We start from the raw sequence: 23848 nt of genomic DNA, 5'->3' as shown, positions 1-23848 counted from the left end.
TAAGTTCATTTTTATTCTAACAAAAAAAATTGGCACTGTCAATATATGAGTGCTATTTTTTTTAAGATCGATAAATATCATTTTAAGGTACAATATTATTGTAAAAAATATTAAAATCAAGAAAAACCATCCAAAAACAAAGCAAATATAAATTAATGTTTTAAATCATATAAATTAAATAAATATTTGATAACAAATCAAATTGATCTTAATCTGAATCAAAACTATATAAAAAACTATATAAAAATAAATAAGCGAGTATAAATAAAATTGAAAAAAGTTAATTATTATAAAAAATTTATAATTTTTTTTGGTATATCCATTGTTTTTGGTATAGGATTAATTCAATTAATCATATATCCTAAAAATATCTATTATAAAAATAATTTAATGCCTGCTAATAATCAATGGCAATCACTAAATAAAAACGATAGAAAACAAATAACCAAAGAAATAAATATCAAAAGTAAACAATTAGAAATATTAAAAAATAAATTAAAAAGCGATTTACAAGAAAAAGAAAACATAAAATCAAATCAAATCCGTCAAAATAAAAATAAATTATGTCAAATTAAAACATTAAGTCAAAACCAAACATTAGGAATCATAATATTGACTGATAATAATAAATATTGGATAATTACCCCTAAAAATGAAGAAATACCAAAAAATAAAATTCAAATCCAAGTCAACAATACTTACGAAATAGGACAAAAAGAAACAAGTAAAGATCTGCCACAAGGATTAAACAAATTATCCAAAGATTTTGAAATTATTAGTTTTTCATCTAAAAACAAGTATCCTATAATTGCTTTAGATAGCCAAAAAGGTAATCAAAAATACTATCAAGGACAAATGCTATATTCTTTTGTTATCAGTCCTTCAGGAATAATAGCTTTTCAAGAAAGTTTTATTAGTGAAAATATTAATTTAACAAATCAAAATATATCAACAAATGTGCAAATACCTATTTCCAGTCGTAATGATTCCACTAATCCACAAACTGTTTTTTTCACTGAAAATGGCAATTTATTAGGATTTTTAACCAATGCTAAAAATAAAAATGAAAAAGGGATTAAATATTTAAAAGTTATTTTGCCAACCTCCTTTAACAATGAAATTATTACCAAAAAAACACCACAGGTGGAAACACAAAACCAACAAAAATCATCACACATCGAAACCTTAATTCCTGAATTAAATACCATTACTTTGTTTATTAATACAGGATATAATTTGGGAACTGGTATAATTGTTAAACAAGAAAAAATACTAAATCAAAAAAAAATAAAATATTACGCTTTAACTAATCGCCATGTAATTGAAAGTTTTTACAACGCACAGAATCATCCAAATAAATCAAAATCAATTTATGTCGAAAACGAAATTATAGGAGAAACACCAGCTGAATTATATGCTTTTATTGGAAATAAGCGTGAATATGATGATATAGCTATTATCACTTTTACCCTAAATGAAGGGAAAGAAGTTAAAATAATCAACGAAAATATAAAAAAACATGTTGATTTTGATGAACAAAATCTAAAACAAGAAATTAATATTGAACAAGGAGAAACTATTTATGCATTAGGTTGCCAAAAGGGTTTACAAACACAAATACAACCATTTACTTTCTTAGATTTGTATTTTCAAAACAAACAAAAAGTTCAAATACAATATAAAAAAAATTTATTTAAACAAGGTATTATTTCTTATTTAAACGAAAAAGAAATTAATTTAGATATCACTTTAGATGCTGGAAATAGCGGTGGCCCTCTTTTTAATGCATCAGGGAAACTAATAGGAATTAACAAAAGTTATTATAAATATTTACGAATTTCACAATCAATTAACATTAATCACGTGAAACAGTTATTTTATCATTTGTTAAAATTAAAACAAAACAAGAAAGAAGAAACGAAATTTAAATTATCTGAAAATATTCCACAAAAAATTAAACAATTACAAGAGTTATCTCCTGCAAAAACACAAATTATTTTAAAAGATTTATTTAAATATTTACAAGATCAACACGAACATAAAATTATTTTTGAATCTTCCAATAGAATTAACCAAATTTTAACAATTAATTTACATGGTTCCGAATCGTTACAAATTGTCAATTGTGATTTCAAAACATATCATAAATTAGAATTCACCGTTGAAGAGGATCCTCAATCAGAAACATTCCTTTTAACCTTTCAATTATTTCACAATCAAGAAGAAACAAAGCCAACTTATCAAGAAACAATTTCTATATATCCACAAGATATTGAAAAAATATTTTTAACATTTGAAACTAAAGAACTTTCTTATGAATCGTTTTTAACCAAAGAAAAAACAAATTTAGAAGCGAAAATAGCTTTAATTACTCAAGAAGAAAACGAAAAAGACCCAAGAGAAAAACACCAAGATCAAGAAGAATTTATTAAAAAAGAAATGTTACAAACTGTAGTTTTGTGTCAAAACATTGATAACCAAAAAGATCCTAATTTAGGTATAATCATTAACAAAAAACAATTAGATAACGAAACTCCTAATTTTTTATATACAGTTATTTTCAAACAAAATAATAATCAAATAACAGATGTTATCTATAATACTTTTAACAATAAAGTCAAAATCACTATTCAAACACCTTATGGTTTGCAAGATGAAGAAGGACAATATCAAAATATAGCAATTTTATTTAATCCTTTTGTTTACATAAATTTTACATCTGATAAAGAATATTTGGTTACTAATCTAGCACAAAATAATCCTATATTAGGAGAAACTATTTATTTAATTAGTGATTGCAATGATATTTCTAAAAAAGCTTTAGCCCCACATATTTTTCATAGTCATTTAGCTAATGACATTTATCATCACAGCCAAGAAATTATGGTAGATACTACTTTTTTAACAGGATGTTTGCAAGAAGAAGCATCTTCTACAAATTCTTATTATAACAATTGGTTTCTTTTTGATTCCCAAGGAGATTTAGTAAATATTTGTTCTAAGCAAGATATTATTAATTATTCTATTCCCGAATTTCCTTTTATTATTTTTCCTAAATTAAATATCACTTTTAATAAATTATTACAGATTAATTTCGTTAAAGTTTATATTTTTATTATTTTGTCTTTATTATCTTTTGCTATTTTTCTAATCATTGCTTATTTTAATAACCAAGAAAATAAATATCGCTGTTTACAACAACAATTATCACTTTATAATTAAAAAAAACACCCTTCTTTTTAATAGAAGGGTGTTTTTATTTAAAAGGGTAATAAAATCTCTTAAAACGATATAATAAATAAATACTTAATAATAATAATATAAATCCTAAAAAAAGAGTGCATAAATCTAAAAAACTAAATTTTTTGTAATAATACCAAGTTCTTTTTGGATTTTGTCCAAAACGTCTTAATTGCATAGCATTAGTAATAATATCTATTTTTTCTAAATTCCAAAAAATTAAAGAAATAATAGTAAATGTGATTTTTTGAATCTTATTAATTATTTTAATAATAAAATTCTTCTTAGAAATTCTTTTTAAACCACGCGCTTGTTGCATTAAATTCATATTTTGATAATCTTTTTGAATTCCAGGAATATAGCGAATTGTTAAAGCCAAAGCATAACTAGTTTTATAATTAATACCCCATTGATTTAGACTAGCAGCTAATTCACTAGGATTAGTGGTTAAAACAAATACCAAAAATAAAGGAATAATACAACAATATTTTAAAAATAAATTAAGATGATAAAACAATTGAGCGCGAGTAATAAACCAAAAAAGAGGAGGAGCAGAATCGTGATACACTATAGCCCCATATTTATGAAAAAACAATAAAATCATCAAATTGTTAAGACACAAAAAAAATACAATTCCCTTAACTATTTTTGCTATTTGATACCACTTAATTTGCGAACAAAACAACAAAAACAAAGATAAAATAGCAATTCCTAACAAAAACCAAATATGATAAACAAACATAGAAGCAATCGATATTAAAATAACAAAAAATAATTTAGTAGCTCCTTGGATTTGATAAATAAAATTATTTTGACAACGATATTCTAAAATACGATTTTGATACATTAGTTAACCAATCTCCTTATTTAAAGTAGTTATTTTTTGAAACAAACTCATTTTATCACCAATACTTATCGATAATTTTTGCAAAAAAGTTGTCATAGTCATAGGTTTTATGCCTGCTTTTTTCATTAAAACATTATTATTTAAAATAGATATAGGAGTGTTATTTGCCATAATGGTTCCTTCAGATAAAAGCCATGTTTTGTGAGTATATGTTAACGCCAATGAAAGATCATTTGTAATAATGACAATAGTAGTTCCTGTTTGATTTAGTTTTTCTAAAAATAACATTAATTTGGTATAATGGTAAAAATCTTGACCCATTGTTGGTTCATCTAAAATAATAATTTGCGGCTGCAACGCCAAAATAGCAGAAATAGTTAGTCTTTTTTTTTGTCCAAAACTAAGAGAATTGATCAAAGAATTAGATAAAGAGGTTAAATCACAAATATTTAAAACAAATTGAACTCGCTTTTGAATTTCTTGATGTGTCAATTTTTGGGCAAGCAAACCTAAAGCTACCTCTTCAAAAACAGTTTTTTGTGAAATCATATGATAGGGATTTTGAGAGACAAAACCAATTTTAGTAACTTTTTGATACCACGGTATTTTGCATAAATGTTCACCCTGCCATTTAATTTCTCCTTTTGAAGGGATTAAAAGACCTGCCATAATTTTTGCCAAAATACTTTTACCACAGCCATTTTCTCCAAGAATACTAATCATTTCACCTGCATGTAAAGTTAAAGAAATATCATTTAAAATATTTGATTTTTCCTTTGCTTGTGCTTGTTCATTTTCGTATGAAATATTTACAAGTTGTAACAAAGGTTCTAAACTATAAGGAGTTGAAGGTTGTGATATTGGAACAGATCTTGTTATCTTGTCAAGAAAAATCATAAATTCTTGTGCCAAATCAGCCACTTGCATTTTTTCCAAATTTAGCAAATTATTAATTTTGGTTAAATTAATCTCAGTATACCTTAAAAGATTAAGATAAGTTGGTTCTTGAACACCTTGTTGCAATAAAATTTTAGATTGAATAATTTGATCACTTGACATGTCAGCAATAATTTGACCATCATTAAAAACTATAACACGGTCAAAAGAATCATCTAACACATGTTCTAAGCAATGTTCTACCACCAAAATAGTATTTTGATTTTGATCATGAATTTGCTTAATTAAAGTAGTTATTTTTTTTTGCATCCAAGAATCAAGATTCGATAAAGCTTCATCAAACAATAAAATGGCAGGATTATAAATCAAAACTCCAGCCATAGCCACTAATTGTTTGGTGCCTTCTGATAAATCTTGAGGCTTTTTATCTAAAACATATTTTAAATTTAATTTTTCTGACCATTGATTTACTTGTTGCTGCATTTGAGAAACAGTAACACAGTCATTTTCTAAAGCAAAAGCCATATCTTCTGCCACTGTTAATCCTACAAATTGATTATCAGTATCTTGCATAATAGTTCCTACATCAGAAGATAAATCAAAAATACTAGTTTGAATCAAAGATCTACCTTTAATCATCACACTACCTGTCATTTGACCAGGATAACTATGAGGAATTAACCCATTAATACATTTAAGAAAGGTTGATTTACCACTGCCATTTTTACCAATAATCAAAGTTTTTTCCCCTTGATAAATTATAATATTAAGGTTTTTTAAAGTATTTTTTTTTTGATTATAATATCTGAAACTAAAATCTTTAAAAATAATTAATGGTTTTTTCATAAAATCCTCTTTTAGTAATGGGAGTGGTAATAGTAACGGTTTTTTTAATAGCATTATATTGTTTCATATATTTTTTTTCTTTTCTATAAACTTCAAATAACAATGCGTGTGTAAGAAACTATATGGTTATTGGATTGCAAGAAGTTTACAAAGTAATATGAGTGTGGTGGTGATTGTAACACAGCATCAAAGGAATCCCTATAAAACTACAGGCAATAATATTAATGATAACTATTAAAAAACCTTGAAAAAAAACTAATTGCCAAGGTTGATGATAAATCCATAAATCAGATATAGGAGCAAGAAAACCCCAAACTGAAAAATTTACCAAAACTTGATAAAACCAAAATCCTACTATTTTTTTTTTGTTCAAAGGTTTATATTTAAGATTAATGATTTTTTGTAACAAACCATAAAGAAAACCAATGACACCAGAACAAATAATCCAATTCCAAAACACATTACCAAAAACAATAAAATCTTTAATAGTGTGTCCAATAATTCCTACATAAAAACCCACAAAAGGTCCAAATAATACAGAAACGAAAGCCAAAAAAGGAGAAGCTGTTTCAATATCAACATTAGGAGCAATAGGAATTGAAGCCAAACAACTTAAAATAACAAAAATAGCAGCATTAATGGCAATAGTAACGGTTTTTTTAATAGCATTATCTTGTTTCATATATATTTTTTTTCTTTTCTATAAATTTCAAATAACAATGCGTGCGCCTAAAGAGCAAGATCACAAAGGAATTAAGGTTATGAATGTTTACCATTGTGACTTGCTAATAATTTATCATATTGCATACGATAAGTATGATATTTCTTTTTTTCGATTGCAATTTTTTGAGGAGAAGCTTTGCTCAAAAACAAAGGATTATTTAAAATTTTTTCACTTCTAGCAAGTTCTTCTAAAAGCATCTTTTTTTGTTTTAAAAAATTATTTTGTACTTTAATTTGATTAAAATGTTGAAATACTGCTTGATCAATATAAAGATTAATTTTTTTTTCTAAAAATAAAAGTATTTTATTAAAATCTGCTACTTTTTGAGCAATAGTAAGACTATTAGCGTGTAATAAAGTTTGTAAAGGTTTAGTTAAAGGGGCCAAATCTTGTTGAAGCTCGCTTGTTGTTTCTAAGGTAACATTTAAAAAAATATCATTTTCAATATTATATTCATTTCTAAAATTTCTCATTTTAACAACTAATTGCTTTATATCTTCGAAAGCACTTAAAGCTTGAAGATTATGATATGACATGGGTGATAATAAAGTTTGGGTAATGTTAGTAATAGTATCAAAAAAAGAATAAAGAGCATCGGTTACAAAAGGAATAAAAGGATGTAACAATTGTAAAATATTTTTAATAAGGAAAACTAAAAAATTAGAAGTATTTTGGTTATTAGTGGAATTATGTTCATTTAAATCATGTTTGGCAAAAATTAAATACCAATTAGCAAAATCTTCCCAAATAAAATGATATAAAAGTTTTCCAATTTCTTTTAATTCATATTTTTGATATAATTTAGTAATTGCTTGTGTTATTTCATGCAATTGATGCAAAAGAACTTTTTGAGGCAAAGATAATTGTTTAATATCAAATTTCACATCAATTGTAGTTGTCTTAATATTTAATTTAATAAAACGACAAATATTCCACAATTTATTAATAAAATTCCAAGCGGCTTTAACTTTAATTTCATCATAAAGCAAATCATATCCAGGAGCAACATTAGTAGTTAAAAACCAACGCAAAGCATCGGTACCATATTGATCAATCACATCCAAAGGATCAACACCATTGCCTTTAGATTTAGACATTTTTTGACCTTGACTATCTCTTACTAAACCATGTAACAAAACATCTTTAAAAGGGTCTTTCCCTGTTAATAAGATGCTTTGAAATACCATTTTAGAAACCCAAAACGTTAAAATATCATATCCTGTCACTAAAACATCAACAGGAAAACGTTTTTGAAAAACCAAAGAAGTTTCATCAGGCCATTCTAAAACGTTAAAAGGCCATAAAGAAGATGAAAACCATGTATCTAAAACATCATGATCTAAAGTCCAACCTTTACCAGGAGAATGAAGTTGCACTTTAATTTCTTTCCCCTTATGCCAAGCAGGAATTTGATGACCCCACCATAATTGACGCGAAATACACCAATCTTCAATATTTTCTAACCAACGATTAAAAACATAATTAAAACGTTGAGGATAAAAATTAATTTTATTATCTTTTAAGGTTTGTTTAGCAATATCTTTGGTTTTTAAAAACCACTGTAAAGAAAGTCTTGGTTCAATCACAGCTCCTGAAATACTTGAATATCCTAATTGATGGACATGATTGATAATTTTAGTAATTACTTGTTTTTGTTGTAAATCTTGAATTAATTTTTTACGACAATCAAAACGATTTAAACCTTGATATTGATTGGCTAATTGATTCATTATCCCATCTTCATGCATACATAAAACAGCTTTTAATTTATGTCTTTGCGCTACTTCAAAATCATTAAGATTATGACCTGGAGTAACTTTAACCACTCCTGTTCCAAACTTAGAATCAACATGGTAATCACTGATAACAGGAATTAAAATATTAGTTCCAGGAATAATAACTTGACACCCAATAAAATTTTGATAACGTAAATCATCAGGATGAACCATCAAAGCTTGATCAGCAAACATAGTTTCAGGACGAGTGGTAGCAATTTCTAAAAAAAGATTGTTTTCTTTCAAACAAGGACTATCATTTTTAGAATGACTGACTAAATAATATTTAATATAATATAATTTCCCTTGTGTTTCTTGATAATTAACTTCTACATTAGATAACGCTGTTTTAGTTTCAGGATCCCAATTAATAATTTTATAACCACGATAAATCATTTTTTTTTGATACAAAGTAATAAAAACATTTTGTACTGTTTGACTTAATTTATCATCAAGAGTAAATTGCTCCCAATTATAATCTAAATGTAATCCTAAAGCTTGCCACTGTTTGCGAATATTAGCCGCATATTTATCTTTCCATTGCCAAGCATATTTTAAAAAAGTATCTTTATCCAAAGATAAAGTCAAAAGTCCTTTTTCCTTTAATCGCTCTTTCACCTTGTTTTGAGTAGCAATCCCTGCATGATCCATCCCTGGTAAAAAAAGAACATCAAAACCTTGCATCTTTTTAAAACGAACAATAATATCTTGAATAGTATTATTCCAAGCATGCCCTAAATGCAATTTACCAGTAATATTAGGAGGAGGAATGACCACAGTAAAAGTTTTTTTGACGTTATTACTAGTAATAAAATACCCTTTTTGTAACCAATTTTGGTATCTTTGGTGTTCCACTTCTTTAAAATTATATTTATTTTTCATAAATAATTTTTCCTTTTGTTAATTTATGACTTGTTCTTGTTCTTGCATCTTGGAACAAGATGGCTTTACTTGGACTCTATTAATTGGACTAGTTTTTATTATTTTAAAAACCACTAACTCAAAAACAAATTGCTTTAAAAATAACATTTAGCACGACAAAATTATTGCTGCGTTAAGTGTACTAAAAATTCTTTTAATTCTTCAAATCCTTCTAATTTAGTTGATGAAATCAAAAAAAAATATTGAATATGATTAAAATGATTTATTAATATTTTTAAACGATGTTGTTGTAAGTTTTTTTTAATTTGATCTTTTTTTACAAAGATAATAATTACCTGAAATCCAGCTTGAAGCAAAGCTTGATGAATTTGATCATCTTGCCAAGTAGGACCTATTTTAAAATCAATTAATTGCAAAATAGTTTTTAAATTAATAGTGTTTTTCAAAAAAGATATAATCATAGGCAATAATTCTTGTTTAATTGTTTTATTTTTTTGAGCATAACCATAACCAGGAGTATCTATTAAATAAAAATTATGATTAATCATATAATAATTCAAAGTGATTGTTTTACCTGGAGTACGAGAAGTTTTAGCAAGTTTTTTTCTTTGAGTTAAAGCGTTAATAAAAGTACTTTTACCAACATTACTACGTCCCATTAACATAATTTCAGGATATTTTTCTAAAGGGGCGTCTTTAAAATTAGTAATACTGCGCAAAAAAATAGCATTTTTAATCATATTAATATTTCCTTTGTTACAATTCTTGACAACATATTGTTATTTTATTTTAGGGGGGGGTAATTAAAATCCCAAACTAGCAGTTAAAATCTTTAATTTATTTAATTTAGCAAATATCGTTATAACAAAATTATGCTTCGTGATTAATTTTTTACATTTTTGAAATAATTTATTTTTTGCAATAATCTTCTTTTATAAAACATAATTTTTTTGATAGAATATTAAATAGATCAATTATAAATTCTCAGGATTATCATAAATTTAAAAAATGTAGCATTCTTAAACAAATTGAAAATGAAAAAAACAAAAAAATAAAAGTGAGATCTTGACATGTCAAACAAATACATATATTTAATCATAGGACAACAAAAGTTTTTTCTTGAAAACAAAATGAAAGCATTGATAAACCATTATCAAAAACAATTAAAAGATGTTATTTGTTATCAATCCCAAGACATTTTTCAAGGAGGAGTTTTAGAACAAGAAATAGAAGCCACTTCTTTCATTCAAAATGATTCTCATAAAATCATTATTATTAAGCAAAGTGAAATTTTATTACAAGCCAAAAGAGAAGAAATAGCTTATTTAATATCTTATTTGAAAACACCTCGTCCAAACATTTTTTTATATTTCTTAGCAGAAAAAAAAAAATATAATACAGAAACTTATACAATATTTCAAAAACATTGTTTTTGTGAAACACTTCCCTTTTTAGAAAAAAAAGATTTTTATAATTATGTTAATAATATCTTTGAACAAGATGGTTTTCGAATTGAAGTTCAAGGTATTCAAATGTTATTGCAACAAACCGATTATGATCTTTATTTTTTAGATCAAGAAATTAAGAAATTAAAATTATGTCAATTTGATCAAAAAATCATAACTTGTCAATTAGTCAATCAATTAACTATTTTTCATAAAGAATCCCATGTTTTTAAACTAATTAATCTTTTTATCAATCGTCACACAATAGAAGCTTATCAAATGTATCAAAAATTAAAAAAACAAAAAATTAATCCATTCCAAGTAATTTATCAAATGACCAATAAAATTAAAGATTTATTGTTAATTAAAGAAATTGCTCCTAATTTGCGATATCCTGAAACAATATCGCAAATATTAAAATGTTCTACTAATAAAGTGTTTTTTTTATTAAAAGAAATAAAAACCATTACGAATATGGCACATTTAAAAAATTGTTTATTAGATTTAATCAAATTAGAAGAACAAGTTAAATCAGGATTAATCCATCTTAATACTGGTTTGGAATTATTTTTATTAGGCCAAAACAACATTTTTGAATAAAATATGGATATATGGAAATTATAGTTTCTTTAATATGTGTTTGATGATGGATGAGTCAAGAGCTCCTTCTCTTAAAATAGTGCTTTTAGCATTGGTTAATTTTACAATAGTTGAAGATATTTGCGCCATAGGATAATTATTAGGATAAATAAAAGATACTTTTTGTTGATAAATTTGATATATTTGATGATAATCGTTTAAAGGTGGTTGTTTACTTTCATTGACAGAAGTAGTTTTTAAAGGGCCGTATTTTTTTAAAAGTTGTAAAGCTAAAGGATGATTAGGAACTCTTACTCCTAAACTCATTACTTTAGTTTTTTGAAAATAAGAAGGAGTTGTTTTCATAATCAAAGTTAAAGACCCCGGCCAAAAACGAGCAGCCAATCGTAAACTTACTGATGAAAATTCAACCAAAGATTGAGCTTGTTCTAAAGAAGCACATAATACTAAAATATCTTTATTAATAGGTCTTTTTTTAAGTTGATAAATTTGATCAAGTCCAATTTTGTCATATAATAAAGTTCCCATTCCATAAACTGTATCTGTTGGAAAAATAATAATATTGGGTTTGTTATTGGCATAGGGGAACTGAGAAATTTTATTCATTATTATCCAACTTTTCTTTTTGCATTGTATTGATTAAAGGTTCAATAAGAAAATCTAATTTCCCTTCCATAACGATATCTAGGTTTTTCAAAGTTAATGCAATTCTATGATCTGTCACGCGATTTTGCGGATAATTATAAGTTCTAATTTTTTCACTTCTTTCGCCAGTTCCTACTAAACTTTTACGATGTTGATTTTGCTCTTCTTGTTTAGTGGTTAACATTTGATTATAAATCCTTGTTTTCAGCAAAGTAAAAGCTTTTTCTTTATTTTCATGTTGACTTTTTCCTTCTTGACAAGCAACACTAATTCCTGAAGGAATATGCGACAGTCTAACTGCTGATTTAGTAGTATTTACTGATTGTCCACCAGGACCACTAGAATTAAAAGTGTCTATTCTAATGTCGTCCCAATCTACTTTAACCGCTAATTCTTCTGCTTCAGGAACGACTAAAACAATTGCAGTAGAAGTGTGAATTCGACCTTGTACTTCAGTTGCAGGAACCCGTTGCACCCGATGAACTCCTGATTCATACTTTAAAAAAGAATAAATATTTTGACCTGAAATCAATAATTCTACCGAAGACAAACCCCCTTTAATACTAGGATTTAAATTAAGAATTTCGACTTTCCATTTTTTGCTTTCAGCATATTTCATATAAGTTCTTAATAAATCGGCTGCAAAAAGATTAGCTTCGTTTCCTCCTACAGCTCCTTTAATTTCTAAAATAACATTTTTTTTATCATGAGGATCTTGAGGCAATAACAAAATTCGCAATTGTGATAAAATATTTTCTTTTTGTTCCATAAGATCATTTTTTTCTTGTTGTGCTAATAATAATAAATCTTGATCTTGATTTGTTTGCAAAAGAATGCCTATTTGACCTAATTGTTCTTCCAAAGCTAAATATTTTTGATAAAGTTCTACTGTTGGAGTTATTTTACTTAAATTTTTTAAAATTTCAATTTTATCAGATATATTTTGTGATTGCAGCAAAAGTTTTTGCCAATCTTCATATTTTTGATACATTATTTTTAATCTTGAAAGCATATGTACCTCTTTTTGTTTTTTCAAAATTTCATTATTTAATTTAAATAGGAATGATAAGATAAATTAAAAGATAAATTAATTTTCACTAATATAAGGTTCTATTTCAGAAAAAAACATAAAATCAAAGTTAAGATTAAATTCACGAATACCGATAGCACCTTGACGATTTTTAGCCACAATAATTTGTGTTTTACCAGGACTTGTTTTTTTATCTTTTTGATAATAATCTTCTCGATATAAAAACATCACAATATCAGCATCTTGTTCAATCGATCCTGAATCTCTTAAATCAGCTAAAATAGGTCTTTTATCTTCTCTTTTTTCAACATCTCGCGATAATTGAGATAAGGCAATCACAGGAATTTTTAATTCACGCGCCATTTGTTTTAAGTTTTGTGAAATTTCAGCTACTTCTTCTTGACGATTATTTTTTTTAGTTTTACGGATTAATTGTAAATAATCAATCATAACAACATCAAGTTTATTTTGACTTTTCAATTTACGACATTTAGCTTTAATATCTAAAATATTAACTGTTGCTGAATCATCAAAATAAATATTTAATTTATTCATAGTATAAATAGCTATCTCTAAAAGTCGTTTTTCATTAGAATTAACACTGCTTAATTGAATTTTTTTATGTTCAATTTTAGCAACAGAACTAAGCATTCTCATAGCTAATTGTTCATTCGACATTTCTAAACTAAATATAGCAATGTGTGGGCTTTGTTGATTATGTTTGATGTTGGCAATATTAAGAGCCAAATTAATCATAAAAGTACTTTTTCCCATCGAAGGTCGTGCTGCTACAATAATAAATTCTTCTGGTTTAAATCCTAAAGTAATATTATTCAAATTTTCAAAACCTGTTGAAAACCCTATTAAATTTTTTTTTTGTTGAGTTTGAATGTTTTTAGTTTTAATTTCTTGTAATAAATTTTTTAGTTCTAATAACTCATTAGTTTTTTTTCTTTGAGTTAAATTAAAGATTTTTTCTTCTGCTTCATCTAAATAAGTTTGAACATCAATATCTTCATATCCTTTATTAGCTAAATAAGAAGCTGTATCTATAATTTCTCTTTTAAGAGCTGTTTCTTTAATTAACTCAATATAAGTATCTAAATATTGTGTTGAAGGGGTCATTTCCACTAATTCAATTAAATAATCAATGCCACCAATTTTTTGTAATAATTTTTCATTATCTAAAGTGCTACTTACTGACACATAATCAATCTTTTGTTCTTCTTGATATAATTTTTTCATTGCTTTAAAAATATCTTGATGTTTAGTATCATAAAAAACATTTTCATTAATCATATCAACAGCAAAAGCTATTTTTTCAGGATTTAAAAGCAATACTCCTAATAAAGCACGTTCGGCCTCAGGACTAAAAGGGATATTTTTATAATATTGATTCATTTATTTTTTTCTTTCAATGATATTTAAAAAGAAAGTAGCTTTAATTTCATCTGTTAAAATAACATCAACAGAATAAATACCAGTAGAAACAATCTCATTTTCTAGGGTGATTTTTTGACGATCAATATAAATATTGTAAATTTTATGAAATTGATCAGCTATTTGTTTTAAAGTAATTTTACCATAAATTTTTCCTTTTGGTCCTAATTGAATATGTAGGGTAATTTTTTTATCATCAATTTCTTGTTTCAATTTATGCATTAAAATTTCATGTTGTTGTTGTTGTTGTTTTTCTAAAAGTTTATTTTTTTGAATTTGAGATAAGTTATTTTTATCAGCTAAAAGAGCTTTTTGATGTTTAATTAAAAAATTACCATAACCATTATTAACTTTAATAATATCATGTTTTTTGCCTTTATTAGGAATATCGGCTAATAAAATAATTTCCATATTCTTTTCACCTCTTTCATATTCTAATTTTAAAAAATGTTTTAAATTGTCAACTATTGTTTGAATATTATTCCCTTCAATTTGAGTAGCAGCACTATTAAGATGTCCTCCACCTTCCATTTGTTCCATAATAGTTTGCACATTAACTTGATTGTAAGAACGAGCACTAATAGCTATTTTATTTTCAGATATTTTAGCTATCATAAAGGCAGCATCAATGTCATTAATATTTAAAACATTTTCAGCTACTTGTGCTAAAAAGGAACGATTATCATAAACTTTATTACTGCAAATAATAGCAAAATGATCCATAAAAATTTCCATTTTAGAAATCAATTCGTTAATTTCTAAAACATTAGCAAAATTTTTACGCAACCAACTTTTAACTTCGATAGCATCAGCTCCCCAATCTTTTAATTTAGAAGCTACTTCAAAAGTTCTTGAACTAGTACGATAGATAAAAGTATTAGTATCAATTAAAATACCTGCATACATGATGCTTGCTTCAAAGGAAGTTATTTTCACTTCTTGTTCCAAGAAATCAATAATTTCAACTAACAATTCTACTGTTGAAGAAGCAGAAGATTCCACATAAGAAAAAATAGATGGAATAATTTCTTCAGTAGCACGATGGTGATCAATAATCACAATGTTACTAGTTAAAGTAAGTAATTCTGGACTATTTACCATATCTTTTGTTTGGGTATCAACGATGACCATTAAATCTTGGAAATTAATTATTTTTAAAGCTTTTTGAGTGTTAATGATGTTAATGGTAGGTGTTGTTTCTTGTTGAAGAAAACACTGATAAACAGGGATTAAACTTTTATCTAATTTTTCTTCATCAATCACAATATAATGATTAGCTTCAGGTTTAAGAGCTAAAGCTATTTTATAAAAAGCAATCATTGATCCTAAAGAATCAAGATCGCTGTAATTATGACCCATAATAAAACAATGAGGATGATTTTTGATAATATCAAATAGATTTTGAGCATTAACACGAGCACGAACTTTGGATTGTTTACTTAAAGAAGCAATTTTGGCTCCAAAATATTTAATTTTTTCATTCTCAATATTAACAACTACTTGATCACCGCCTCTTTTTTGTGCTAATTCAATCGCATTTTGACTATAAATCGATAATTTATCATAAGATAAATTCCAGCAAGCAACCCCCATGGAAAGAGTAACTTTTAATTGATATTTATGAGAAATAGTTCGCACAGTATCTAAAATACTAAATTTGTTTTCCATCATTTTATCAAGATTTTGACGATTTAAAAGCAACAAAAAACGATTATCAACTAATTGCTTTAAATAACCTTCATAAGGTTCAATAAAATCAGAGAGAGCACTTAAATATTCCCCTTGAATTTGGCTTTGATCCGAAAGATCATAACGAATCAAAGATTCTTCTAAGTTATCAAAAGCAATCATGGATAAAGCTAAGGTTTTTTCTAAAAATAATTGTTTAATTTTTTCTTTTTCAGTTGCATCAAACAAATAAAAAACACTTAATTCTTTTTTATAAAAACACTCAAATTTTTGTTTTTCTAAAGTAATAATAGTTTTAGTGTCATCATTGTTAACTAAAAGCGCCATTGCTTCATTAATTTGCTTTAAAGGAGTGTTGATTTCAGGATGCTTTAAAAGTGAATTAGCATAAGGATTAAGCCAATTAATTTCTTGACTATTAACATCGATTAACACAATTCCAATTGGCAATTCATTTAAAACCTCTTCCCCAATTTGACTCACATGAAAAGATAATTTAGACCATAAAGATAATTTAGATTTTAAATGTTTAATTTGATGATGTTTTTTAATATGTAATAAAACACTAATAATACAAGCACCTAAAGTAATTTTTCCAAAAAACTTAAAAATAAACAAGATAATTTTTTTATCAAGTCCCTTAGGTTCCAAATATTGTGTTGATTTTGGAGTTGCATTTAAGTTTTTAATAGTATCAAAAATTTCTTTGATATTTTTATAATCATAAACAAAACCTATGACAAATAAAACAATAATTAAACCAATTATAATAAATTTAATATTGTGTTTGTTTTTAGGAAACATAAAGAATCTCGCCTTCATTCGTTTATTTGAAAACAATTAATAATTTGTAAAAGATAATTGGTTAATGAATAAAATCTTTTAAATAATAACCAAAAATGAATGGGTGTAATAATTAAAAAAAAGGAATTCATTAATCATAATTTTTTATAAAAATTAATATTTAAAAATATGAGTGTTAATTTGTAAAAAGTTAAAAAGATTCAACATTAATAAAAAAAACAGGATCATACCTGTTTTTATTGTTGGACAAAAGGGATCAAAGCCATATGACGCGCTCTTTTAATAGCAATTGCTAAATGACGTTGCCATTTCGCCGAAGTATTAGTAATTCTTCGAGACATAATTCTACCGCGGTCAGTTAGAAATCGTTGTAAAAGTTCTATGTCTTTAAAATCAATTTTAGTAAAATTATTTTCCGTAAAATAACAAACTTTACGACGTTTTTTGAAAGTATTTTTTTTAATATGTTTCATATTTAAATTTTTATTCCTTTCTTAAATGTTAAAAAGGAGAACCGTCATCTATTGGTTGATCTTGTTGTGTGTTTTCGTGATATGATATTTCATGAGAATCATATTCATTTTCAAATCTTTTCTTAGGTTCTAAAAAGTGAACATTGCTACAACTAACTTCAGTTGACCAATTAGTACGACCGTCTTTTTCCCATTTTTCTACTCTAATACTACCTTCAATTCCTAATAAAATTCCTTTGGAAACATATCTACTTAAATTTTCAGCTTGCTTACGCCAAACTATGCAATTAATAAAATCTGTCTTTCTCTCTTCATCAGAAGTACCAAAGTTTCTATTAACTGCTAAAGTAAATTTAACATAACTAATATCACTATTATGAAACTTTAATTCAGGATTTTTAGTAATTCTACCTACCAAAACAACTTTGTTAATCATATTAAAATCACTCCTTGATTGGTTTTTTTAAAAAGATGAAAAAAGATAATGACATCAAAACAACTAACTATTATTTGATAATGATAAAACGAATAATTTCTTCAGTAATTTTAACAATACGATTAAATTCTAAAACAGCTTCATTATCTGCCTTGACCGTAAACCAACCATAATAACCTTTTTTATGATTATGAATAGCATAAGTTAAATCTTTTAAAACTGTTTCTTTTTGTTCTAAAACTTGATTAGGGTTTTTAGCAAAAACATTTAATAAAATATTGTTAATTCTTTGAACTTCCTTATTCTCTAAATTAGGACGTAAAATATACATAATTTCATATTTTTTCATTTTTTTGCTCCTTGCGGTCTGTGCGGTCTTTAAATATAATAAAGACAAGGGATAAGCATCTATCTAGTACCTATTTATAAGACATTAATATTATAACAAATTTTTTAGTTTTTATATTTTTTTATTTATTTTTTTTATTGATCACCATTTAGCACTTGTTGATAAACATTTAATACTTTTTGACCAAAAACCTCTTGATTATATTGTTTTATTGATTCTAACGCTTTAGCAGATAAACTTTGGCATTGCGCTTTATTGTAAGATAATTGAGTTAATTTATTAATTAATTCATTCTTTTGGTAATAAAAAAAACCATTTTGACCATCTTTAATAATGTCTGATAAAACCTGATCATAACGTACTATCAAAGGCAATGAAGCAGCTAAAGCCTCAATATAAGTTAATCCTTGAGTTTCAAACAAAGAAGCGTTGATAAAAACATCTCCTAATTGATAATATACTCCTAATTGCTCATAAGGAATGAAACCTAAAAAAATAACTTTATCACTAATACCTAATTTTTTAGCTTGTTTGATTAAATTTTTCTTTTCAGGACCATCGCCAATAATAAGAAATTTGGTTTGAGAATTGGCACGATTAAGTGCCGCAAAAGCATCAATTAAATAATTAATTTCTTTCTCAGACGAAAGTCTGCCAACATAAAGGCAAACGAAGAAATCTTGCAAATTTAATTTATCTTTTAAAGCGTTAACGTGATTTGGTTCTAAATTATCTTTATAAAAATTAGTTAAATTTAATCCTGTAGGAATGATTGAAGCAACAGAAGAAATAGAAGCATGATAATTAGCATCCATATGAAAACATTTAACAGTAAAATCTAATACTTTTTGAGTAGGAAAAATAATGGCATTAGCATTTACCAAAGATCTTCGTACAATTTTATTAGCATAATTTAACATTGTTTGACGAAACATTTTAATCAAAAAAGAATTATTAATTTCAAAAAAAGAAACATAGAGCGTATGCATAGTATAAACTAAAGGTAATTTTAACTTTTGCTTAGTATAAATTCCAAATAAACCTAATCCAAATTCTGTATGAATATGAATAACATCTAAATTTAAAGCTTTAATTTTAGGCAAATGATGTTTATATTTTAAAACCCAACGATAATTTTTAAAAATTTTAAAAGGCAAAGGGATCCCTTTAATTCTAATCACATAAGGATCAACCTCTTTTTTGACATGAGGAGAATTAGTAGTCACAATATAAACTTGATGCCCTAAATTTTCTAAAGATTTCTTTAAAGTTTTAATTGAAACAACTACCCCACTAATTAAAGGATCATAAGCATCTGTAAAAATTCCTATTTTCAAAAAAATACCCTCCGTATTTTAAATAACAACTAATCAAACCATGTTATAAGAAGAATTTAAGATAACAAGATAGTCATACAAGTACGCAATTATTAACAAAAAAAATTAATCAAAAATTAAAAAAATAAATAATATTAATGGCCAAAATAAAACACATATAATAACGATATCTTAAATATTTTATAAAGATAAAAAGATGTCTAATCCTAAAGATATTATAACAAAATAGATAAGTTTATAATGAATAAAATAATTAATTACTTAATCCCCTTAACATTTTTTTAAATCCATGTTTTCTCTTACTGCAATTAAACAATATCGCATTACAACAATAACTATTAACACTTTTTTATTAATAAATGAATTCTCATAATTCTTAAATATCTAAAATAAAAATATAAAAAAATGATATACTGTTAAATAGTATTATAATAATTAAAATATTAAAACTAAAAAGTATAAATTATATTTAATATAAATTTAAGATAATAAAATAGTTATTTTTAATTTTCTAATAATTTTAAAATTATATTTTTGTTATTCTAATTTTTGTTATTCTAAGAAATTAAACAAAGAAAACTTGTTGAAACGAGAAAAAAAATGAAAAAAAAATCTTCAAGAATAATATTAACAAAAACCAATACTAAAAAAATAAAGATATTATTATATTTAATATTATGTGCGTCTTTTGTAATTATTCATATATTATCATATTATTTAATCACAGAGACAACCATTAAAATACTTCACAATAATCCCCAAAAAGTAGCTATATATAATAACAAAACAAACGAAAAGATATTAAATTTAGGAATAAATATTTTAAATAACCCAGACATCAAGCATTCTTTTCTTGTTATTATTTTAATTATTATGAGTCTAATTTATTTAGGTGCTGGTTTTTGGTGGATAATCTTTACTCCTTATTTAGTTTATAAACATTTAAATAAAGATAGAATCTATCAAATATTTATTTCTTTATTTGTGGTTTTATTAATTACTTTAATCATATTTTTTATTTTTCCAGTCCAAATAACAGATAATTATCAATGGAACTATCAGCAACTAAAGGATACAAATAGTAATTTAAAACAGTTATTGTATCATTTATTAAAATTAATTTATGAACACGACTCTAATCGTAATAATTTATTACCTAGTTTACATGTATCTAATAGTTGGTTTTGTTATATTGTGTTCCGTAATAACAAACATATTTCCAAAAAAATTATTTATAGTCAATTAATTATAGCTCTTTTAGTTTTTGTTTCTACTTTTGTTATTAAACAACATTATATCATGGATGGAATATTTGCTATTATTTTAGTAGAAATAGTGGTTTTATGTGTTAGTAAACAAATAAAAAGTCAACAAATAAAAAGTCAACAAATCAAAAATAAATTAAAAAAGCGTTAAATCGATAAATTAAAATTTGTTTATACTAAAAATATTGGATTTAAATTAAATTTTCAATAAAACCATTATTTTTGATGGCTTTTTTTATAACTAAATTCATTAAAACAAAACCAAGAAACTTTTGTAAGTATTTTTTTTGTTTTATATATGTTAATAATTTAAACTAATTTTTCAATTTCTTCTTTAGTAATGGTTTTTTTCATTAATAAATTGGCTCTAGAACAACTAATACAAATAATTTTTTGTTACTTATTCAAAAGGGAATATAAGTAATATCAGTACATAATTTTTCTAATGAATGCTTTTCTTCATAATTATTTTGAAGAAGGTTTTTTAAGTTATTTTCTTTTTTAATAACCAAAACATAATAATATCTTGGTTTTCGTTTGATTCTTTCAGATAATAAAACAAATTTATGCATTAATTTCAACACTGTTTTAGCATTGATCTTAAAACCAATCCCCTTTAATTCTTGATGAAACACCCGATATCCCAAACGTTTTTTTCTAATTACCGTAGTTGTAATATATGATTTTTGTTTTCATATTTGAAACAATGCTTTTTTCAAGTCATTATGTGGCCTAGGATGCATACTTTGTTCTAACCACCGATAATAACTATTTTTAGAAATATTAAGCCATTTTGTTAATTGATTAATTGAAACCTCTTATTTATATTCGTCAATAATATCTAAATATAATTTTCTGTTTTTCCTAAATACATTACTAAGTTTCTTTTTAATTGTAGTTTTAATTAAATCATCTTCACTTGGTGTTTTATGTACTTTCTTCTTCCTACCAACTGTTCTTTCTAATCGGCTCGCTCCTTCTTTTTCATACAACCCAACCCAAGTATAAATTTGACTGTGATTTTTAATTTTTAATTCTTTTTGAATTTCTTGGTTAGATTTTCCGCTTTCTTTCATAAAAATGGCTTTAAGTTTAATTTTTAGGGAGTAAAAATTTAATTTCTTTAACAATTAAAAACTCATTCCTGTTTATTTTTTAACCGTTTTTAATTATAAATGATATTTTTAAAATTAAACCAATTTTCTTCAATATTTTTGATCCCATTTTCTCCTCTTTAATTTATTTTTTTCATTCTTTTTTAACTATTTTTACTCCTATTTTTAAACTTTTATTTAACTTTTTAATAATTATTTAAATTTGTTTTTTGTATTTTAGAAACTTTCTCTTTTAGTTTATCTTTAAGTATAGCGTCTGTTTTATTTAATGTCACGATTTTTTTTTGTAAGATATAATGTTGTAATTTCATTGTTTTATTTATTTCTTCTATTTTGATATTAACTTTTTGAAACCGATTTAAAATATAAAAATTAATAACAAAAATATAAGTGATAAGAAATAAATTATAAAATAAAAAAAAATTAATTTTGGGTATTTTCATATATTAACCTTTTTTTCTACCACCTTCAATTCGATCACTTTTTTTATTGTTTTCATTAAGAATATTATCATAAGTTTTTTTTAGTTCTTTCGTAGGAGAATATTCAAAAATGTTTAAAATTTTTCCATCAACCGAATATTCAGTTGCTTTGATAATTTTGCCAGTATGTTTGTCATATTCTTCAATGTATTTAATAGTTTTTCCATCATCTTGATAATAAGTTAATTTAATTAAATTTTCAGTATCTTTATCATATTCGTTAATATATTCAATTGTTTTTTCATCATCTTGATATCTAGTGGATTTGATTAAATTTTCAGTATCTTTATCATATTCGTTAATATATTCAATTGTTTTTCCATCATCTTGATAAATTATTTCTTTAAATTTATCACCTTGGGAATTTAAGAATTCTATTTTTCTTATTATTTTAGTACCTGGTTGAAAAATAACATTTTTAGTTGTAGTTAATACATCAATTTCTTTATCAGCTTTGGCCATGATAGCATTATATGTTTTTTCTTGTTCCTCTGGAGATGGAATATTAGATTGATTTTCAACAGTTTCTTGTTCTTGTTGTTTTGGGTTTTCAATTTTAGTTTGATTTTTATTAATAGCTAATAAAAGAATAATTAATAAAAAAAGAATAGTTGCAGTAATAAATAAACCCCAAATGATAAAAATAATACGTTTTGATTTGTTTTTATTATTATTTTCCAATTTTACTTACCTCTTTGATTATAATTTTGATTATTTAACAGTTTAATAACATTATTTCTTTTTTGTAAATTAAGTTTTTATATTCTAACTTAGATATCTTTCTTTGTAATTTAATTAAATCGTATTTATTAAATTCATTAGGTTTAATTGATTGATTATCAGATAATTTAAGTTTAATAAATAATTTAATTAATTTAATAATTCCTTTAAATGATAATTTTATTATTTTAATAATATTAAAAATAGGAAAAATTATAAAAACTAACACAGTGATAAAACATAAAATATAAAATAAAGATATAAAAAATTTACTAAGTATATCTGTACTATTTAAAATATTGTCTAAATTAAAATTAACATCTTTAATGTCAATTATATTGTTGAAAGTGTTTTTTAATGAATGATATAATAATAGCATAGTCATTTATTTTAACAATAAATTATTCTATGTTTAAATTGAATATTTGCATTTAATATGCATTTTTTCTATGGTAGTTATATAAATCTTTTGCTTTTCCTGGGCTTTGATTTATATAACTATTTTTTTTTTTTTTTGTAGAACAATTTAAGAAAAAAATGATAAGCTCCACGAAAATGGAACTAGTTAAGAACAACACTTTTTAAGAAAAAAATATAATTTTTTCTCAAAACACAAATTGTCTATTAATTACTTATACAATTATCTATATTATACTCTTATATTTAGATTCTTGTCAATACTAAAATTTAAATAAAATAATTTTTTTACGTAATTATCTAAAAAAAACATTTAAGAAAATTAACTAACTACTAAAAAAATAAATAATTAAAATATTATTTCTTAAATTGGTTTATATTTATAGTTAG

Annotated in this window: 21 protein-coding genes; 3 read left to right on the top strand and 18 right to left on the bottom strand. The window is 24.6% G+C overall.

All coding sequences use genetic code 11. From position 1 onward, the window contains the following. The first annotated feature begins 270 nt into the window (after window positions 1-270). On the top strand, window positions 271-3222 hold the full coding sequence (locus J8J04_RS00105; protein ID WP_212330632.1) for a S1 family peptidase: 2952 nt from the start codon (window positions 271-273) through the stop codon (window positions 3220-3222). A gap of 34 nt (window positions 3223-3256) precedes the next feature. On the opposite strand, the gene J8J04_RS00100 is transcribed toward J8J04_RS00105, so the two are convergent. From J8J04_RS00100 to yihA, 5 genes are all read right to left on the bottom strand, one after another. Beyond that, a complete protein-coding gene (locus J8J04_RS00100) occupies window positions 3257-4087 on the bottom strand; it encodes an energy-coupling factor transporter transmembrane component T family protein (protein ID WP_212330629.1) in 831 nt (276 codons plus the stop codon). A 3-nt stretch (window positions 4088-4090) separates the two neighbouring features. Further along, entirely contained in the window at window positions 4091-5830 is a 1740-nt protein-coding gene (locus tag J8J04_RS00095; RefSeq protein ID WP_212330626.1) for a DUF3744 domain-containing protein, read from the bottom strand. Between the two features lie 145 nt (window positions 5831-5975). Continuing rightward, the gene (locus J8J04_RS00090; RefSeq protein ID WP_212330623.1) at window positions 5976-6512 is read right to left on the bottom strand and encodes an ECF-type riboflavin transporter substrate-binding protein; all 537 of its coding nucleotides are present in this window, start codon (window positions 6510-6512) and stop codon (window positions 5976-5978) included. Window positions 6513-6589: 77 nt separating this feature from the next. Then, window positions 6590-9211 carry a valine--tRNA ligase gene (locus J8J04_RS00085; protein ID WP_212330620.1) on the bottom strand — a complete coding sequence of 874 codons (2622 nt, stop codon included), beginning with the start codon at window positions 9209-9211 and terminating at the stop codon, window positions 6590-6592. 161 nt (window positions 9212-9372) lie between these two features. After that, window positions 9373-9951: a ribosome biogenesis GTP-binding protein YihA/YsxC gene (yihA, locus tag J8J04_RS00080; RefSeq protein WP_212330617.1), complete on the bottom strand. Its 579-nt coding sequence runs from the start codon at window positions 9949-9951 to the stop codon at window positions 9373-9375. Between the two features lie 330 nt (window positions 9952-10281). Between yihA and holA the strand changes: the two genes are divergently transcribed. Continuing rightward, entirely contained in the window at window positions 10282-11256 is a 975-nt protein-coding gene (holA, locus tag J8J04_RS00075; protein ID WP_212330614.1) for a DNA polymerase III subunit delta, read from the top strand. 18 nt (window positions 11257-11274) lie between these two features. On the opposite strand, the gene J8J04_RS00070 is transcribed toward holA, so the two are convergent. From J8J04_RS00070 to J8J04_RS00035, 8 genes are all read right to left on the bottom strand, one after another. Beyond that, window positions 11275-11862, bottom strand: a complete 588-nt coding sequence (locus tag J8J04_RS00070; protein WP_212330611.1) for an L-threonylcarbamoyladenylate synthase — start codon at window positions 11860-11862, stop codon at window positions 11275-11277. Then, window positions 11855-12913, bottom strand: a complete 1059-nt coding sequence (prfA, locus tag J8J04_RS00065) for a peptide chain release factor 1 (protein ID WP_212330608.1) — start codon at window positions 12911-12913, stop codon at window positions 11855-11857. Before prfA ends, J8J04_RS00070 begins: the two co-directional genes overlap by 8 nt. A 75-nt stretch (window positions 12914-12988) precedes the next feature. Further along, window positions 12989-14332, bottom strand: a complete 1344-nt coding sequence (gene dnaB / locus J8J04_RS00060) for a replicative DNA helicase (protein WP_212330605.1) — start codon at window positions 14330-14332, stop codon at window positions 12989-12991. Next, a complete protein-coding gene (rplI, locus tag J8J04_RS00055; RefSeq protein WP_212330602.1) occupies window positions 14333-16864 on the bottom strand; it encodes a 50S ribosomal protein L9 in 2532 nt (843 codons plus the stop codon). It lies immediately after the preceding gene. A gap of 236 nt (window positions 16865-17100) precedes the next feature. After that, entirely contained in the window at window positions 17101-17337 is a 237-nt protein-coding gene (gene rpsR / locus J8J04_RS00050; RefSeq protein ID WP_212330600.1) for a 30S ribosomal protein S18, read from the bottom strand. A gap of 28 nt (window positions 17338-17365) precedes the next feature. After that, the gene (locus tag J8J04_RS00045) at window positions 17366-17773 is read right to left on the bottom strand and encodes a single-stranded DNA-binding protein (protein ID WP_212330598.1); all 408 of its coding nucleotides are present in this window, start codon (window positions 17771-17773) and stop codon (window positions 17366-17368) included. 70 nt (window positions 17774-17843) lie between these two features. Beyond that, complete coding sequence (rpsF, locus tag J8J04_RS00040) at window positions 17844-18122, bottom strand: 30S ribosomal protein S6 (protein ID WP_212330596.1); 279 nt, start codon at window positions 18120-18122, stop codon at window positions 17844-17846. 134 nt (window positions 18123-18256) lie between these two features. Further along, complete coding sequence (locus tag J8J04_RS00035) at window positions 18257-19459, bottom strand: glycosyltransferase (protein ID WP_212330594.1); 1203 nt, start codon at window positions 19457-19459, stop codon at window positions 18257-18259. 600 nt (window positions 19460-20059) lie between these two features. Between J8J04_RS00035 and J8J04_RS00030 the strand changes: the two genes are divergently transcribed. Beyond that, entirely contained in the window at window positions 20060-20875 is an 816-nt protein-coding gene (locus J8J04_RS00030; protein ID WP_212330592.1) for a phosphatase PAP2 family protein, read from the top strand. Between the two features lie 253 nt (window positions 20876-21128). On the opposite strand, the gene J8J04_RS00025 is transcribed toward J8J04_RS00030, so the two are convergent. The 5 genes from J8J04_RS00025 to J8J04_RS00005 all read right to left on the bottom strand — a co-directional run bounded on the left by J8J04_RS00025 (window position 21129) and on the right by J8J04_RS00005 (window position 23420). After that, window positions 21129-21359: a hypothetical protein gene (locus J8J04_RS00025; RefSeq protein ID WP_212330590.1), complete on the bottom strand. Its 231-nt coding sequence runs from the start codon at window positions 21357-21359 to the stop codon at window positions 21129-21131. A gap of 183 nt (window positions 21360-21542) precedes the next feature. Then, entirely contained in the window at window positions 21543-21854 is a 312-nt protein-coding gene (locus J8J04_RS00020) for a helix-turn-helix domain-containing protein (protein WP_212330587.1), read from the bottom strand. A gap of 170 nt (window positions 21855-22024) precedes the next feature. Continuing rightward, entirely contained in the window at window positions 22025-22282 is a 258-nt protein-coding gene (locus tag J8J04_RS00015) for a hypothetical protein (RefSeq protein WP_212330585.1), read from the bottom strand. Between the two features lie 3 nt (window positions 22283-22285). After that, window positions 22286-23002 carry a DUF2963 domain-containing protein gene (locus J8J04_RS00010; RefSeq protein ID WP_225885785.1) on the bottom strand — a complete coding sequence of 239 codons (717 nt, stop codon included), beginning with the start codon at window positions 23000-23002 and terminating at the stop codon, window positions 22286-22288. 34 nt (window positions 23003-23036) lie between these two features. Next, window positions 23037-23420, bottom strand: coding sequence for a hypothetical protein (locus J8J04_RS00005; protein ID WP_225885784.1), 384 nt, complete (start codon window positions 23418-23420; stop codon window positions 23037-23039). Window positions 23421-23848: the final 428 nt, after the last annotated feature.

The organism is 'Fragaria x ananassa' phyllody phytoplasma (genome assembly GCF_018274325.1).
In the GTDB taxonomy this organism is placed as follows: domain Bacteria; phylum Bacillota_I; class Bacilli_A; order Acholeplasmatales; family Acholeplasmataceae; genus Phytoplasma.
Note: the sequence above shows the minus strand (reverse complement) of the source record. Positions and strands in the feature narration are given on the sequence as shown.